Source organism: Mesobacterium hydrothermale (assembly GCF_035818635.1).
In the GTDB taxonomy this organism is placed as follows: Bacteria; Pseudomonadota; Alphaproteobacteria; order Rhodobacterales; family Rhodobacteraceae; genus Mesobacterium_A; species Mesobacterium_A hydrothermale.
This window is the reverse complement of sequence record NZ_JAYLLH010000002.1, coordinates 38226-53922: the sequence shown is the minus strand read 5'-3', so window position 1 is coordinate 53922 and position 15697 is coordinate 38226. Positions and strand designations below refer to the sequence as shown.

Below are 15697 nucleotides of genomic sequence, written 5' to 3'. Positions count from 1 at the left end.
CCAGCTGCGCGCGCCACCTGGGGGGATGTCTGCTCGCCCGCGCGCCGGATCTCTTTGTTACAAATGAAGGAGCGGGGCCTGTATGAACCTGCTTTTTGTTATTTCGGGATTTTTTTGTTCGGGCTCTGCGTTGCCCTTTGTCCCGTCCCTCATTCGATGAACAAGGGATACACTGGGAAATCATGGGACGTCAACGCAAAATGGGAACGCATGGCACTGCATATTGCTCCACAGGCGGGCCTGAAACAACTTCTGGTGCCTGACCCCCATCCATCAACGCTAATTGTTGACCGATTAAAAACAAAAAACACTAAATATGGTTGAATAACAAAACCTCGAAAAAGTACCAAGAAATCCCACCCAAAGACTTCTCCCCCAGACTTATCCACAAGGGGGCGACGAAATGTTCTGCCTACGTTCTCAAAATACATCTTCGAATCAGCCGATTCAACGAGTTTTGATTCGTAGGCCAGCCCCCGCCGACGTCCTGCCGCTGCACGACCAAGACGGTTCCCACGAATTCCCAAAAGCTCGGTGCAATCCCGTCGAACAGCCTGCGCCGCGCCTCGCGTCGTGCCTGAGGGCCGGGGTGTCGCTTTGCGTTCTTGCCTTCGCAGGGGTCAGGGCGTAATCACCCTCCATCTCGGTCCAGAGGCGACTCTGGTGAAAAGGGAACGCGGTGCAAATCCGCGGCTGCCCCCGCAACTGTAAGCGGCGAGCGTGACCGGCACATGCCACTGGGGTCCAGCCCCGGGAAGGCCCGGACCACGCAATGACCCGCAAGTCAGGAGACCTGCCGAGTCGATCACCCTATCCGCGCGCGGGGCGTGCGACGGATAACGGCTCTCCGGCAGTGGTGACAATCTTTGCACCGTTCGCGGAGAGGCGTCCCTTTCCAAGAACCAATACTCTCCTTGGCGCCATCGAAATGCGCCAGAACGAAAGGGACAACGGACATGACCCGTATCTTGGGCACCGTATCACTGATCGCCCTTGCTGCCGCGCCCGCGCTGGCACAAGACGCGATGGAACTGGACGAAATCACCATATTCGCAAACCAGACCCTGACCGACCTGAACCGGTCCGGCGCCAATGTCGACATTCTGGGCGAAGCCACGCTGCGCGACGCGGGCACGACCCAACTGGCCGATACGCTGGCCGCGCTGCCTGGCCTGACGGTGGCCAGCAATGGCGGCATCGGCGGCGTCACCATCCTGCGGATGCGCGGCCTGTCGGGCCCCTACAGCCCCGTCATGGTCAACGGCATCGACGTGACCGATCCGTCGGGCGTGCAGACCCAGTTCGACTGGGCCAACCTGTCGCTGGGCAACGTGACCCGGGTCGAAGTCGTGAAAGGCGCGCAATCTGCGGTCCACGGCTCCGAGGCGGTCGGCGGCATCATCGACGTGACCACCAACCCCAAGCGCCGCAACGACCGCTCGGTCGAGGTCTTTGCCGAAGGCGGCAGCTACAACACCCGGCGCGGCGGGCTGTCCGTCAACGTGGGTGACGACCGCGGCGCACTGTCCTTTGGGCTGACAAGTACCAAGACAGACGGCTTCTCGGCCCGCGTCGGCGGCACCGAGGATGACGGATACGAAGGCACGCAACTGACCCTTGGTGGCGAATATGATGTCACAGACACGCTGAAACTGGGCTTCGACGGCTACTGGATGGACTCGACCGGCGATTACGACGCCTCTGCTGCCGATGAAACCGGAATTTCGGATGCCACGACACGTGCGTTGCGCGTGTATGGCACGCTGGAAACCGGTGCGGTGACCCACAACTTCTCGGCGTCGCACTACGAAATCGACCGCTCCCTGGCCACCTCAGCCTTTACCGGCACCTACAAGGGCGAGCGGGATACCATCGACTACAAGGCGGCATGGACGATGGGCGCCACCGCGTTGACCTTCGGCGGCGACTGGACGCGCGAGAAAAGCGATACGCTGGCCTTCGGCTCTGCTGGTGGCGGCACGGCGGAAACCACCGGCATCTTTGCCGAGGCAAATTTCGCGCCGTCCGAGGCGCTGGACCTGACCGTTTCGCTGCGCCATGACGACCACGATGCGTTCGGCGGCCACAATTCCGCCCGTGCCGCGCTGGCATGGCGTCCGACCGCGAACACCACGGTGCGCGCGCTGGTGTCCAGCGGCTTCCGTGCGCCATCGCTTTATGAACTTTACGATCCCTGGTCGGGCAATGCCGCGCTGGAGCCGGAAAAAAGCCGCAACGCGGAACTCAGCGTCGAGCACGCCTATCGCAACGGCGCCAACGTCAAGGCCACACTGTTCTATTCCGAGATCGACAACCTGATCCAGTATTTCGATCCAGACGGTTGGCTGGGTCCGCTGCCCGGCGCCTATGCCCAGCGCCCCGGCACCACCGTCAGCCAGGGCGTGGAACTGTCCGGAGCCGTGCCAGTTTCCGATCGGGTCAGCCTGACCGGGGCCTTCACCTATACCGACAGCCGCGATGCCAGCGACAACCCACAACTGCGGATCCCGCGCTATGACCTGGCACTGGGGGTCGATGCCGAGATCACCAACAAGCTGAACGGCTCGATCACTCTGCGCCACGCCGCCGACTTCCCGGATGAATTCGGCACCCCGCTGACGGATTTCACCGTGGTGAACGCGCAGATGAACTACGCTTTCAGCGACAGCCTGACGGGGTATCTGCGGGTCGAAAACCTGACCGATGCGGATTACCAGACCGCTGCGGGCTACAACACTGCCGGGCGGTCGTGGTTCCTTGGGGTCCGTGCGTCGTTCTAAGATCATAGGCCTTGCCGCCGCCCTGGTGTTCGCCGGGGCGGCGGTGCTGGCGGCGCCGCAACGCGTCGTCTCTCTCAACGTTTGTACCGACCAGCTGGCGCTTTTGCTGGCGGCGCCCGGGCAGCTGACCTCGGTCAGCCTGCTGTCGCGCGATCCCCGCACCTCTGCCATGGTCGAAGCCGCCCGCGCCCTGCCCACCAATTCCGGCAAGGCCGAGGACATCGTGCTGCTGGACCCCGATCTGGTGCTGGCGGGCACGTTCACCACCCGTGCCACCGTGTCGATGCTGGAACGGCTGGGCTACCGGGTCGAGGTCTTTGCCCCGATCAATTCGCTGAACGACGCCCGCGCCAACATCGCCCGGATGGGCGCGCTTCTGGGGCAGGAAAACCGCGCCGCCGAGGTGCTGGCGCAGTTCGACGCCCGCCTTGCGGCACTGACCGACGCACCGTCCCGCCGCCCCCGCGTGGCCCTGTACTATGCGCTTGGCAACACCGCCGGGCGCCAGACCCTGCCGGGGGACATCCTGTTCCACGCTGGCATGGACAACATCGCCGAGGCGCGCGGCCTGCCCTTCGGCGGCCGCCTGCCGCTCGAAGAGCTGGTGCTGGACGACCCGGACCTGATCCTGATCGGCCGCCCCTATGGTGGCCATTCGCGGGCCACCGAACTGCTGGATCACCCGGTCCTGCGCGACAGCGGCAAGCTGCGCCGGATCGAGGACGGCGCGGCCTGGGTCTGCGAATTGCCACAGCTGCTGGACGCGGTTGCTGAAATGCGTGCGATCCGGCAGGACTGGGAGGACCGGCAATGAAGCTGTTTGCCACGCTTTCTGGTTTGCTTGCCCTGCTTTTCGCCGCGTCGCTGGCGGTGGGCTATGCCCCGATCCCCCTGGGGCAAGCGCTCCGCGCGCTGTTCGGCACCGGCGATCCGCTGGTGCAGATGGTGATGCAGGAAATCCGTCTGCCCCGCGCCATTCTGGCCGCCTGCCTGGGCGCGTCGCTGGGCCTTTCGGGGGCGGCGATGCAGGGTTTCCTGCGCAACCCGCTGGCCGAACCCGGGCTGATCGGCGTCAGCGGATCGGCGGCGCTTGGCGCGGTCATCGCGCTGCAAACCGGGATCGCCGCATGGGTCACGCTGGCCCTGCCGCTGGCCGCGCTTGGCTTTGCCGCGCTGTCGGTCCTTCTGATCCTGCTGCTTGCAGGTCCGCGCGGATCGTCATTGACGCTGATCCTTGCCGGGATCGCGATTTCGGCCTTGGCCGGCGCGCTGACCTCGCTGGTGCTGAACCTGTCGCCCAACCCCTACGCGGCCAGCGAGATCATGTTCTGGATGATGGGCAGCGTGGCCGACCGGTCGATGGCCCATGTCGCGCTGGCCCTGCCGGTGATGGCGCTGGGCTGGGTCCTGCTGGCCACGCTGGGCCGGGGGCTCGATGCGCTGTCGCTGGGCGAAGACGCGGCACAGGCCATGGGCGTCTCGATGCGCGGGCTGCGTCTGCGGCTGCTTATTGGCACCGCCGCCGCCGTCGGCGCGGGCACCGCCGTGGCCGGGGCCGTGGGCTTTGTCGGGTTGATCGTGCCGCATCTGCTGCGTCCGTTCGCCAAGGCGCGGCCGTCCGTTCTGCTCTGGGCCTCGGCCCTTGGCGGGGCGGCGATGGTCCTGGCCGCCGATATCGCCGTGCGGCTGGTGCTGCCAGACCGCGACCTCAAGCTCGGTGTCGTGATGGCGCTGGTCGGGGCACCGCTGTTCCTGCACCTGATCTACAAGACCCGAAAGGAAATCGCATGACCCTCCTTTCGCTGCAAAACCTGACCGTGCGGCGCGGCGAATGTCCGGTCGTCGATGCGGTGTCGCTGTCGCTGGCCGAAGGCGACTGCGTCGGCCTGATCGGCCCCAACGGCGCGGGAAAGACCACGCTGATGCGCGCGGCCCTTGGCCTCTTGCCGCACAGCGGACAATCGTCGCTGGCAACCCTGCCCGCCACTGCCCGCGCCAAGGCCGCCGCCTGGATGCCGCAAGCGCGCGATATTGCCTGGCCGCTCGAGGTTGAAACCCTGGTCGCCCTGGGCCGCCTGCCCCATCGCCCCACCGGAAGCCGCCTGCGCCCCGAGGATCGCGCCGCGGTGGACAGCGCCCTGACCCGAATGGGGCTGGACAGTTTCCGCAGCCGCAGCGCCACGGCGCTTTCGGGGGGCGAACAGGCCCGCGTTCTGATCGCCCGCGCGCTGGCACAGGAAACCCCGCTGTTGATGGCCGATGAACCGGTCGCCGGGTTGGACCCCGCCGCGCAGATCGCCACGTTGCAGGTGTTCCGCGACTTGGCCCGCGAAGGCCGGGGGGTGCTGGTGTCGCTGCACGACCTGACGCTGGCCGCGCGCTATTGCACCCGGCTGGTGCTGCTGCACCGGGGCCGGCTGGCCGCCGAGGGTCCGCCGATGGAGGTCCTGACCCCAGACCGGCTTGCGCAGGTGTTCCACCTGAACGCGCAGGTACTGGAAACCGATCACGGCCCGTTGATCCAGCCGCTGGGGGTCTTGTCATGACCCTGCCCGGCCGGATCGTCTGCCTGACCGAGGAAACCGTCGAAACCCTGTATCTGCTGGGGCAGGAAGATCGGATCGTCGGCGTCACCGGCTATGCCGTGCGCCCTGCCCGCGTGCGCCGCGAAAAGCCGCGTGTCGGGGCCTTCACCAGCGCCGACCTGGACAAGATCATCGCGCTTCGCCCCGATCTGGTGCTGACCTTTTCCGACCTTCAGGCCGATATCGCCGCCGGTCTGATCCGCGCCGGGATCGAGGTACACGCCTTCAACCAGCGCGATGTTGCGGGCATCCTGCGCATGATCCGCACCTTGGGGCGTCTGGTCGGCTGTGCCGAGTCGGCCGAGGCGCTGGCCAGCAGCTATGAGACCCGCATCGCGGCCCTGCGCGCCCGGACCCCCAAGGTCCGCCCCCGCGTCTATTTCGAGGAATGGGACGATCCCCAGATCACCGGCATCGGCTGGGTGTCCGACCTGGTCGAGATCGCCGGCGGGACCGATTGTTTCGCCCATCTGCGCCACGAACAGGCCGCCAGGGACCGCATCGTCACGCCTTCGGACGTGATCGCCGCCCGCCCCGACATCATCGTCGCCAGCTGGTGCGGCAAGAAGGTGCGCCCCGAAAAGATCGGCGCCCGCCCCGGCTGGGACACGATCCCGGCGGTGCAATCCGGCGCGATCCATGAGATAAAGTCGCCGCTCATCCTGCAACCCGGCCCCGCCGCGCTGACCGACGGTCTGGACGCGCTGGCGGGCCTCATCGCGGCACATGTGGAAAAGGCCCCGGCATGACCCAGATCACCGATTTCCTGAACATGGGCGGCCCGGCGATGTGGGCCATTGCCGGGTTGTCGGTGCTGACGCTGGCGATGATCCTGTGGAAACTGTGGCAACTGTCCCGCCTGGGCGCCTGGCGCGTGGCCCATGCCGAACGCGCGGTCACGCTGTGGGACCAGGGCCACGGGACCGAGGCGATGGCCCTGCTGGTCGGGCGTCGCGGGGTGCGATCCCGCGTCGTGCACGCCGCGATGGATGCGCTGAGCTTTCGCGCCCCCCCGCAAGCGCAAGAGGAAACCGCCCGCGTCGCCCGCGCCGCCATGGCCGAGGCGCGCGAAGGCCTGCGGGTGCTGGAACTGGTGATGACCATCGCTCCGCTGATCGGCCTGCTTGGCACGGTCCTGGGCATGATCGATGCGTTCCAAGCGCTGCAACAGGCCGGCAACCGCGCCGACCCCGCCGCCCTCGCCGGTGGCATCTGGGAGGCGCTGCTGACCACCGCCGCGGGCATGGGCGTGGCGATCCCGGCCGGCATCGCCCTGTCCTGGTTCGACAGCATCGCCGATCGTCTGGCCCATGACCTCGACGACCTCGCCACCCGGCTGTTCCTGTCTCAAGGCCGCTGAATGCTGGATCTGACCGCCCCCGGACGCCGCAGACGGCCCAGCCTCACGCCGATGATCGACGTGGTGTTCCTGCTGCTGGTGTTCTTCATGCTGGCGGCACGGTTCGGCCTGCCGCAAACCCTGCCGCTGACGCTGGGGGGCGCGGGCGCGGGCTATTCCGGCCCGCCCCGGCTGGTCACGGTCTCGCCCGATGCGCTGGCGCTCAATGGCATCGTGAAAGAGCCCGCGGCGCTGGCCACGGCCCTGGCCCCGCTGATGTCCGCGCCCGGCGACGTGATCGTCCTGTCGCCGCGGGACGGCGCCGATGTGCAGCGCCTGCTCGACGTGATGGCCACCCTGCGCGCCGCCGGTTTGACCAATATCGCGGTGGTCGCCCCATGACGCGCCGCGCCCCCCTGATCCCGCCACGCCCGCGCCGCGACCTTGGCGAACAGATCGTGCCGATGATCAACGTGGTGTTCCTGCTGCTGATCTTCTTCCTGATGACGGCGCAGATCGCCCCGCCCGACCCGTTCGACATCCGCCTGCCCGAAGCCGAGGCAGAGGGAGAGGCCGATCCCGATGCGCTCTTTCTTTCCGCCGACGGGCAGACTGCGTTCGGCGCGCTGCGCGGGTCCGATGCCATCGCCGCCGCCGCCGCGTCCCCGGTGACCCTGCGCGCCGACGCCCGCGCCGATGCGGCCGCGCTGGCGCAGGTTCTGGCACAACTGGCGCAGGCGGGCGCGACCGAGGTCGCACTGGTGACAGAGGCCGCGCGATGAAACTGCTCGAAGCCTCCGCTTTCCTGACCCTCGCAGGCGCGCTGCACGTCGCCGCCTTCACCCTGTCGCCCCCGGGCCTGTCGGGCGGCGACAGCGGCGGTGCCGGCGGCACCGACGCCCTGACCCTTGCCGCCCTGCCCCCGGCGATGGCGCAGATGGTTCAGGACTGGACCCGGGCACCCGAACTGGCCGACACCCTGCCTGAACCGGCAGCCCCGATCGCCGACGCAGCCGCACCTGCCCCGCGGGCCGATCCCCTGCCCCCCCGCGCGCATCCCCTGGCAGCCCCCCGCCTTGACACCGCGACCGACAAGGCTCCGGCGATCCGGACGAACCCGCGGCTTGCGCCCCCGGTGCTCCCGGCCCAGGTCACAGCTCAGGTCGCGGCGCCGGTCAACCCCACGCAACCCACAGCGGCAACCCGGCCGCGGTCAACCCCCGATCGGCCCCTGCAGCGTCCCCGCCAGGCGCTGATGAAGCCCCCCGCCACCGCCGCACTGCCGCGGGTCGATCCCACCCCGGCAGAGCCGCGCCACGCGCCCGGCGCGTCGCTCAGGCCACACCCCCGGCCCGACCGCACACCCGCCGCGCAATCCAGACCGACCGCCACCGACGACGCCCCGCGCGCAGCGCAACGCGCCACCGGCAACGGCGGCACGACCGGCGGAAGCACAGCCAGACCCGCGGCGCCGTCGGGCCCGTCGAGGGCCGCGCTACAGAACGCGCAGGCACAATGGGGCGCGCAAATCCGCCAGCGCGTCGCGCGCGCGCAGCGCTATCCGCGCGGCACCCGCGCCACCGGCGTGGTCAAGCTCCAGATCACCGTGACCCGCGCGGGCACGCTCGCCGGCGCCCGCATCCTCACCTCGTCGGGCGACGCCGCGCTCGACAGGGCCGCGCTGTCCGCCGCCAGGTCCGCGCGCCTGCCCGCCGCCCCCGCGGCGCTGCCCGACAACCGCTACAGCTTCAACCTGCCGCTCCGTTTCGCCCGACGATAGGCCCTCGCCTTCTTCTGGCCGGAAATATCCCGGAGAGCGCGAGAGGCAGCGCCTCTCGTACGCGCGGACCGCGCGTTCGCGCGCTTTGCCCCTTCATCTGGGGCCCGCATTTCTGCACTACCCAAAGTATGGAGCCTCCCCTATAGTGGCTGTGGATAAGTGGGGACCAACCCCACCCACGAGCAGACACGAAGAAAAAGGGGGACGGTCAATGCGCTGCCCGTTTTGCGGTAACATCGACACCCAAGTGAAGGATTCCCGGCCCGCCGAGGACCACGTTTCAATCCGGCGGCGGCGGTTCTGTCCCGCCTGCGGCGGGCGTTTCACAACCTACGAACGCGTCCAGTTGCGCGATCTGGTGGTGATCAAGTCAAATGGCCGCCGCGAAGATTTCGACCGGGACAAGCTGGAACGCTCGATCCGCATCGCGCTACAGAAACGCCCGATCGAACCCGAACGCATCGACCAGATGATTTCCGGTATCGTGCGGCGGCTGGAAAGCCTGGGCGAAACCGACATCAAGTCCAGTCAGATCGGCGAGATCGTGATGGAAACCCTGGCCCGGATCGACACCGTGGCCTATGTCAGGTTTGCCAGCGTTTACAAGAACTTCCAGGCGGCGGACGACTTTGACAAGTTCGTTTCCGAACTGCGCCCCGATACCACGCCAGAGAAGTGAGCGCAGACGACACAGCCCACATGGCCCATGCGCTTGCGCTGGGGCGACGGGGGTTGGGCAATTGCTGGCCCAACCCGGCGGTGGGCTGCGTCATCGTGAAAGACGGCCGGATCGTGGGGCGCGGCTGGACCCAGCCCGGCGGCCGTCCGCATGCCGAGGTGGTGGCGCTGACCCAGGCCGGTACGACCGCGCGCGGCGCCACGGCCTATGTCACGCTGGAACCCTGCGCGCATCACGGCAAGACCCCGCCTTGCGCCGACGCGCTGGTGACGGCGGGCGTCGCACGGGTGGTTGCCGCGCTCGAGGACAGCGATCCGCGCGTTTCGGGACAGGGCTTTGCCCGGCTGCGCAGCGCCGGGATCGCGGTGACAACCGATGTGTTGGCCGATCAGGCCCTGCGCGACCAAGAGGGGTTCTTCCGCAAGGTCGAACAGGGCCGCCCGATGGTGACGCTGAAACTGGCCTGTTCCTTCGATGGCCGTATTGCCACGGCCACCGGCGAAAGCCAGTGGATCACCGGGCCCGAGGCGCGCCGCCGGGTGCACGCCATGCGGCTGAGCCACGATGCGGTGATGGTCGGGGCGGGCACGGTACGGGCCGACGATCCGACGCTGAATGTGCGCGGCATGGGCACGGTGCGTCAACCGTTGCGCGTGGTGGTCTCGCGTCACCTCGACCTGCCCATCGACAGCGCGCTGGCCCAGACCGCGCGCGACATCCCGGTCTGGATCTGCCACGGCCCCAGTGCGACCGGACCCCGCCGCACGGCCTGGGCCGACACCGGGGCGCATTTGATCGAAGCCCGGGTGACCGGCGGCCAGATGGACATGGGTGATGTGCTGCGACTGCTGGGGACAAACGGGCTGACGCGGGTGTTCTGCGAAGGGGGCGGGGCATTGGCGGCGTCGCTGCTACAGGCGGGGCTGGTGGACCGGCTGGCGGTGTTTACAGCCGGCATGGCCCTTGGCGCCGAAGGCCGTCCGGCGCTGGGGGCGCTGGGGATCGATACCCTGGCCGAAGCACCGCGGTTCGCGCTGGACAGCGTCGAGATCTGCGGCGCAGATGTCTTGCAGCTGTGGCGCCGCGCCTGAGCCGGGCAGCGATTTTTCAACGACAAACCGGCAGGGGGCGCTGCCCCCTCGGCCTGCGGCCTCACCCCCGGGATATTTGTGGCAAGATGAGGGTCAGAGGGTCGCAAACCCCTGTTCGATCATGCCGCGCAGCGGGGCGATGATCTCGGGCCGGGTGGTGTTGCTGTACAGGTTGATGCGCTGCACGCCGAGGTCGGGCAAGGCGCCGTTGGTGTCGATCGCGCACAGATGCGGCGGCGCGTGGCCTTCCAGCATGGAGGTAATCGCAAGATCTGCGCTGACCGTCGCCTCGATGGTGCGGTCTGAATCGGAGTCCACCGCCATTTCCCAGGGAATCCCGGCCTCGTCCAGCTTGCGCAGGTCGCCGTTGCGGAAGGTGCAGTAGCGGCAATAGGCCAGCCGCAGGGGGCGCTGCTTCCAGGCCGATCCACCGGGCGCACCGATCCAGCGCAGCGGCACCTCTTTCAGGGTCGCGCCACCCTCGTCGACGCCGGATTCGGTGGTCAGGATCACATCGACCTCGCCGCGGGAATACTGCGCCTTCAGCGAATTGGTATATGACGACAGAAGCTGGACTTTCACACGCGGGAATTCGGCGTGAAAGCGTTGCAGAACCTGCGGGATCACCGGGTAGACGATGTCATGTGGCACACCGAGGGTGATTTCCCCTTCGTAGATCTGGTCGGTCAGCCTGGCAAAGATCTCGTCGTTGAGTTCCACCATCCGGCGGGCATAGCCCAGCAGTTGTTCGCCAGCGGGCGTCAGCGCGACGGTGCGGCCCGACCGTTCCAGCAGATCGAGATCCAGCAAGTCCTCCAGCCGTTTCAACTGCATCGACACCGCAGATTGCGTGAGGTTCAGAAAGCCCGAGGCGCGGGTCACCCCGCCCGCCTGTGCGACGGTGACAAACGAGCGGAGGGTGGTGATGTCGAGATTGCGCATTCATCAACTTTCTTGATTCAACGTAGCAGAAACATTCGTTTCACATATGGCTTGGCGCGCACCATATATCAAGCATCAAGATTTAACGACGCCAAATCATCACAAATATGAAAGGATGGCATCATGATCCGTGCTTTGACCCACAGCCTGCCCTTGCAGCGTCCGTCCCGCGTGCCTTTGTTTCAGCGGCTGGCGACGCTCCATACCCTTTACCGTCAGCGCCGCCAGCTGGCGCGGCTGGAGCCGCATCTGCTGTGCGATATCGGTGTCACCCGTGACGCAGCAGAGATCGAAGCCGCGCGCCCGGTCTGGGACGCCCCGGAAAAATGGTTAGTCGGAAACCGATAATTTGCACAGCGGCGACAGTCGAAAGGCTTGAAACCTCCCTCTGCTATGCCAATATCACAAGCAGAGCGTCTGTCCGTCCCTGGGCAGGCGCAGGCGGTTTCACTTTTCGGAGGCATCAATGGCTGACTACAACACAATCCGGACGACGGCGGCAGGCGCCCGCGCCGCCCAGATTGACGAGGGCTTGCGCGCTCATATGAACAAGGTCTACGGCACCATGTCCGTGGGCACCCTGCTGACCTTCCTGGTGGCCTGGGCAGTGGGTTCGAACGACGCGCTGCTTTCGGTGTTCCGCGATCCGATGACGTTGCAGCCCAATATCCTGGGCTGGATCGTGATGTTTGCCCCGCTGATCATGGTCTTTGCCTTCGGCGCGGCGGTATCTCGCCTGTCGGCGGCGGGCGCGCAGTTGTTCTTCTATGCGTTCGCCTCTGTCATGGGTCTGTCGATCGCGTGGATTTTCGCGGCGTTCACCGGCATGTCGATCGCGCAGGTGTTCCTTGTGACCTCGATCTCGTTCGCCGGCCTGTCGCTCTGGGGCTACACCACCAAGAAAGACATTTCGGGTTGGGGGTCGTTCCTGATCATGGGCGTGATCGGCCTGATCGTGGCCTCGATCATCAACATCTTCCTGGGCTCGCCCGCGATTTTCTTCGCCGTGTCGATCCTGGGTGTGCTGATCTTCGCGGGTCTTACGGCCTATGACACTCAGAACATCAAGAACACCTATCTTGCTCATGCCGCGCATGGCGACCAGGAATGGCTTGGCAAGGCTGCCATCATGGGCGCGCTGCAACTGTACATGGACTTCATCAACCTGTTCATGTTCCTGCTGCAACTGCTGGGCAACCGCGAATAAAGCTCCGTACGCTCACTCGGAGATGCCAAAGGGCCGGTCGCAGCGACCGGCCCTTTTTCGTTCAGAAAGGACCGACCATGCCCAAGATCACCGAGGACACCGTCAGACGTGACTCCGACAACGGGGTTTGCGGCCCGTTCGAGGCGCTGCTGTTTTCCGACACCGGCGGGCTGACCCAGTTTGGCGCCTTTGTCGAGATACTGGCGCCGGGGTCCCGCTCCTCGATCAAACACTGGCATACCGACGAGGACGAGATGGTCTTTGTCCTGGCAGGCACCGTGACGCTGATCGAAGGCGATTCAGAGACCGTCCTGTCCCAGGGCGACGCGGCGACGTTCAAGGCCGGGGACGCGCTTGGACACTGCCTGGAAAACCGCACCGATGCCCCGGTGCGCTATCTGGTGATCGGTACCCGCGCGGCGCGCGACACCGTCACCTATCCTGACCACGCCCGCGTGCTTCAGGTCGACCGCGAACGCGACGCCCGCATCTGGACCGATTTCGACGGACATCCGGCCGCCTCGCCTTATGGCTGATCCGCTTCAGGCAGCGATGTCGGCCACCATATGCGTTGCCGGGAACAGGACACCGGGGCGCAGCCGCAGATCAATCGCAGCCACCTTGCGAAAGCCGAGCGCGGCATAGAACGGCTCTGCCGTCAGGGTCGAATGACAATGCAGAACCCGGATGCCCTGCGCCCGCGCATCGGCCATGGCGTGGGTCAGCAACCGCCGGCCCACCCCTTGCCGCACGCGCCGGTGGTCGGTCACGACGTGGCGGATGTGGCCGATATGGGCGGGCCCTGCCCGGCCCTGCGGCGCGTTCGGCGTCCAGCCCCCGGCGGCAACCAGTTCGGGCCCGTCATGGGCCAGGAAATAGCTGCCACAGGTCACCAGGTGCGGCTGTGCGCGGCAGATCACCGGCAGGGCCAGCGCCAGTACCTCGGGGGTATAGTCCTGCGCCAGCAGCGCCGGATAGCTGCGGGTCAGCAGCGCGTCGACCGCCGCAAGATCGGCGGGGCCGCCGGGACGGATGCTCAGGGAAGGTGTGGAACACAACGCCATGATCTCTCTCCTTGGCAGCGGGCAGAGACCGGGGCGGGCATGTCTTCGTCAAAGAAAAACGCCGCGCTGGCCCTGGCCCGCGCGGCGTTTCGTCTGACATTCAAGGGGCAGATTACTTGATCTTGCCTTCCTTGTATTCGACGTGCTTGCGCGCGACCGGGTCGTACTTGCGTACGGTCATCTTCTCGGTCATGGTGCGTGCGTTTTTCTTGGTCACATAGAAGTGGCCCGTGCCTGCGCTCGAGTTCAGGCGGATCTTGATGGTGGTCGGCTTCGCCATGGGTCGTCTCCTGCACCGGGCACGACGGGGCGCCCGCAAAATTCATCTGTTCGCGCGGTTCTACTGATGCCCCGCCCCGAGTCAAGCCGGATTCTTGGGATCACGGCGCCGCAACAGGGGCCTGCAAACGATTTTCGGCGAAAAATCGGCCCCTATGGTGCGCGGAGGGCCTGTAAGCCGGATTCTGTACCCCCGTGGGGGCGATGACCATTCCTCTTGTCCGGCCGTTGCCGACCGGCTTTAGCTGCCAACCCGGACCCCTCGGCTGAAGCTGCCTGCGGCGATATCCCCGAAAGGATCAGCCCGCGCGGGGTCCCTATTTGGCATTGCTCCCGGTGGGGCTTGCCATGCGGGAGCTGTTGCCAGCCCCCCGGTGGGCTCTTACCCCACCGTTTCACCGTGACCCCGGCGGACCGGGGCTGACTGTTCTCTGTGGCGCTTTCCGTCAAGTTGCCTTGCCCGGGCGTTACCCGGCACCGTTGCTTCAGGGAGTCCGGACTTTCCTCCCTGGCGGGGAGGCCCCCGCCAAAGCGGCCATCCAGCCCTCCGCGCACCCGCCCGCTTAGGCGACCAGCGGCGGGCGGTCAACAGGATAGCGCGCCGCAAGGTCAGCCATCAGCGCCGCATCCACGGCGTCCTGCGGGCCATGCGCACCGGGGCGGAACCGGGCGCGAAACGCGGCCAGCAGCGCATCCTCCTGCCCCGCGGCCAGGGCATAGCCAAAGCGCCGCGCGTCAGACAGAAAATCCCCCGCTGTTGCCGGGGCCGGCCAGACGGCCAACCCCTGCCGTGCCAGCCGGCGCCAGTCGAACCGCGGACCGGGGTCGATCTTGCGCCCCAGCGCCATGTCGGAATGGCCAATCACCCGCCAAGGCGGGATCGCCCAGCGTTTCAGGATTTCCTGCAAAAGTGCTTCCAGCGCCGCCATCAACGGCTCGGAAAACGGCTGACTGCCGGTATTGGCCAGTTCGATCCCGATCGAGCGGGAATTGACATCCGCAACCGCCCCCCATTGCCCCGCCCCGGCATGCCAGGCGCGCTGATCTTCGGCGACCAACTGCCAGCAGCGCCCGTCCTCGGCAATAACGTAATGGGCGGACACCTGCGCGTCGGTGTGGCACAACCAATCCCGCGCCGCTTCGGCGCTGGTCATGGCGGTGTAATGCAGAACCACGATGTCAGGCAGCGCCGCATCCCGGCGCGGCCCGAAATTGGGGGATGGATACCAGACCGGCGTCAGTTGCCCGCGCCCTGACGCACCAGCCGGAACGGTGCCGGATCCCAGTCGCAGGCATATCCGTCGCCATCGGGGTCCACGCCCTTGCGGTCGCGCTCCGGTCCACCGTTCGACAGAAAGTCGATCTGCGCCATGTCCGACGATTCGTACGCGCGGCAGGCCCGGACATACCGCGCCTCACCCGACAGTGACGACCGCTTGTACAGCTGCACACCCTTCGGATTGTCGGTCGCCAGCGCGAATTCGACGATGTTGGGCCCGGTCGTTCCCGGACGGCTGGGCAGTTCGGTCGGCTGCACCACGGTATACTGCGCCCGGTTCTGGGCGATGCGGGCCGCGTCGTCCTTGATCGTGCGCTGGTTCGACACCGCCGCAAAATCGTTCTCGCCGGACAGACCGACGGAATTCGTCACCACCGCGGGCGCCGGGTTCTGCGGCGAGGCATTGACCGGATCGACGCCAGAGTTCAGGGCCCGCGCCTGAGCCGCAGCCTGCGCCTCGGTCCCGTCCAGCGGCGTGGCGGTCACTGTCGCCGGCGGCGGCACGTATTGGCCGCCCGTCAGCGCAGCATCGCGCTGTGCGCGCTCTTGCTGATAGGCGCCATAGTCGCCAAATCCCACGCCCGCAGCGCTGTCGGGCACCGACGGCTGGCACGCCGACAAGGCGGCAACTGCCGCACCACAAAGGATAATTCGCTTCATTCGCTGCCCTTC

General features: G+C 66.8%; 20 protein-coding genes, 1 other RNA gene and 1 riboswitch. Of the genes, 15 read left to right on the top strand and 6 right to left on the bottom strand.

What is annotated here, in order from left to right; genetic code table 11:
• Window positions 1-156: 156 nt before the first annotated feature.
• The 12 genes from VK792_RS01685 (at window position 157) to ribD (ending at window position 10254) form a co-directional block, all read left to right on the top strand.
• Window positions 157-324: a hypothetical protein gene (locus VK792_RS01685; protein ID WP_326295590.1), complete on the top strand. Its 168-nt coding sequence runs from the start codon at window positions 157-159 to the stop codon at window positions 322-324.
• 303 nt (window positions 325-627) lie between these two features.
• Window positions 628-814: riboswitch (cobalamin riboswitch) on the top strand.
• A 142-nt stretch (window positions 815-956) separates the two neighbouring features.
• Window positions 957-2780 carry a TonB-dependent receptor plug domain-containing protein gene (locus VK792_RS01680; protein WP_326295588.1) on the top strand — a complete coding sequence of 608 codons (1824 nt, stop codon included), beginning with the start codon at window positions 957-959 and terminating at the stop codon, window positions 2778-2780.
• The gene (locus VK792_RS01675; protein ID WP_326295586.1) at window positions 2767-3594 is read left to right on the top strand and encodes an ABC transporter substrate-binding protein; all 828 of its coding nucleotides are present in this window, start codon (window positions 2767-2769) and stop codon (window positions 3592-3594) included. The genes VK792_RS01680 and VK792_RS01675 overlap by 14 nt, the downstream gene beginning before the upstream one ends.
• Window positions 3591-4571, top strand: coding sequence for a FecCD family ABC transporter permease (locus tag VK792_RS01670; protein WP_326295585.1), 981 nt, complete (start codon window positions 3591-3593; stop codon window positions 4569-4571). Before VK792_RS01675 ends, VK792_RS01670 begins: the two co-directional genes overlap by 4 nt.
• On the top strand, window positions 4568-5326 hold the full coding sequence (locus VK792_RS01665) for an ABC transporter ATP-binding protein (RefSeq protein ID WP_326295584.1): 759 nt from the start codon (window positions 4568-4570) through the stop codon (window positions 5324-5326). Before VK792_RS01670 ends, VK792_RS01665 begins: the two co-directional genes overlap by 4 nt.
• A complete protein-coding gene (locus tag VK792_RS01660) occupies window positions 5323-6114 on the top strand; it encodes a cobalamin-binding protein (RefSeq protein WP_326295582.1) in 792 nt (263 codons plus the stop codon). The genes VK792_RS01665 and VK792_RS01660 overlap by 4 nt, the downstream gene beginning before the upstream one ends.
• Window positions 6111-6725 carry a MotA/TolQ/ExbB proton channel family protein gene (locus VK792_RS01655; RefSeq protein WP_326295580.1) on the top strand — a complete coding sequence of 205 codons (615 nt, stop codon included), beginning with the start codon at window positions 6111-6113 and terminating at the stop codon, window positions 6723-6725. The genes VK792_RS01660 and VK792_RS01655 overlap by 4 nt, the downstream gene beginning before the upstream one ends.
• Window positions 6726-7106, top strand: a complete 381-nt coding sequence (locus VK792_RS01650) for an ExbD/TolR family protein (RefSeq protein WP_326295578.1) — start codon at window positions 6726-6728, stop codon at window positions 7104-7106.
• Complete coding sequence (locus tag VK792_RS01645) at window positions 7103-7486, top strand: ExbD/TolR family protein (RefSeq protein ID WP_326295576.1); 384 nt, start codon at window positions 7103-7105, stop codon at window positions 7484-7486. Before VK792_RS01650 ends, VK792_RS01645 begins: the two co-directional genes overlap by 4 nt.
• Complete coding sequence (locus VK792_RS01640) at window positions 7483-8484, top strand: TonB family protein (protein WP_326295574.1); 1002 nt, start codon at window positions 7483-7485, stop codon at window positions 8482-8484. The genes VK792_RS01645 and VK792_RS01640 overlap by 4 nt, the downstream gene beginning before the upstream one ends.
• A gap of 211 nt (window positions 8485-8695) precedes the next feature.
• Window positions 8696-9163: a transcriptional regulator NrdR gene (gene nrdR / locus VK792_RS01635; protein ID WP_326295572.1), complete on the top strand. Its 468-nt coding sequence runs from the start codon at window positions 8696-8698 to the stop codon at window positions 9161-9163.
• Window positions 9160-10254: a bifunctional diaminohydroxyphosphoribosylaminopyrimidine deaminase/5-amino-6-(5-phosphoribosylamino)uracil reductase RibD gene (gene ribD / locus VK792_RS01630; protein WP_326295571.1), complete on the top strand. Its 1095-nt coding sequence runs from the start codon at window positions 9160-9162 to the stop codon at window positions 10252-10254. The genes nrdR and ribD overlap by 4 nt, the downstream gene beginning before the upstream one ends.
• Before the next feature lie 93 nt (window positions 10255-10347).
• On the opposite strand, the gene VK792_RS01625 is transcribed toward ribD, so the two are convergent.
• The gene (locus VK792_RS01625; protein ID WP_326295569.1) at window positions 10348-11196 is read right to left on the bottom strand and encodes a LysR family transcriptional regulator; all 849 of its coding nucleotides are present in this window, start codon (window positions 11194-11196) and stop codon (window positions 10348-10350) included.
• A 123-nt stretch (window positions 11197-11319) separates the two neighbouring features.
• On the opposite strand from VK792_RS01625, the gene VK792_RS01620 reads away from it, so the two are divergent.
• The 3 genes from VK792_RS01620 to VK792_RS01610 all read left to right on the top strand — a co-directional run bounded on the left by VK792_RS01620 (window position 11320) and on the right by VK792_RS01610 (window position 12939).
• Window positions 11320-11544 carry a DUF1127 domain-containing protein gene (locus VK792_RS01620; RefSeq protein ID WP_326295568.1) on the top strand — a complete coding sequence of 75 codons (225 nt, stop codon included), beginning with the start codon at window positions 11320-11322 and terminating at the stop codon, window positions 11542-11544.
• 118 nt (window positions 11545-11662) lie between these two features.
• Entirely contained in the window at window positions 11663-12403 is a 741-nt protein-coding gene (locus VK792_RS01615) for a Bax inhibitor-1/YccA family protein (protein WP_326295566.1), read from the top strand.
• Window positions 12404-12480: 77 nt separating this feature from the next.
• Entirely contained in the window at window positions 12481-12939 is a 459-nt protein-coding gene (locus VK792_RS01610) for a cupin domain-containing protein (protein ID WP_326295565.1), read from the top strand.
• Window positions 12940-12945: 6 nt separating this feature from the next.
• On the opposite strand, the gene VK792_RS01605 is transcribed toward VK792_RS01610, so the two are convergent.
• From VK792_RS01605 to VK792_RS01585, 5 genes are all read right to left on the bottom strand, one after another.
• On the bottom strand, window positions 12946-13467 hold the full coding sequence (locus tag VK792_RS01605) for a GNAT family N-acetyltransferase (RefSeq protein WP_326295564.1): 522 nt from the start codon (window positions 13465-13467) through the stop codon (window positions 12946-12948).
• Between the two features lie 112 nt (window positions 13468-13579).
• Window positions 13580-13747 (bottom strand): 50S ribosomal protein L33, encoded by a 168-nt coding sequence (gene rpmG, locus VK792_RS01600; protein WP_008885060.1) that lies wholly within the window; start codon window positions 13745-13747, stop codon window positions 13580-13582.
• A 157-nt stretch (window positions 13748-13904) separates the two neighbouring features.
• Window positions 13905-14297, bottom strand: an RNA gene (rnpB, locus tag VK792_RS01595) — RNase P RNA component class A.
• A 12-nt stretch (window positions 14298-14309) separates the two neighbouring features.
• Window positions 14310-14987 (bottom strand): N-acetylmuramoyl-L-alanine amidase, encoded by a 678-nt coding sequence (locus VK792_RS01590; RefSeq protein ID WP_494337871.1) that lies wholly within the window; start codon window positions 14985-14987, stop codon window positions 14310-14312.
• Window positions 14984-15685, bottom strand: a complete 702-nt coding sequence (locus tag VK792_RS01585; protein WP_326295560.1) for a hypothetical protein — start codon at window positions 15683-15685, stop codon at window positions 14984-14986. The genes VK792_RS01590 and VK792_RS01585 overlap by 4 nt, the downstream gene beginning before the upstream one ends.
• Window positions 15686-15697 lie beyond the last annotated feature (12 nt).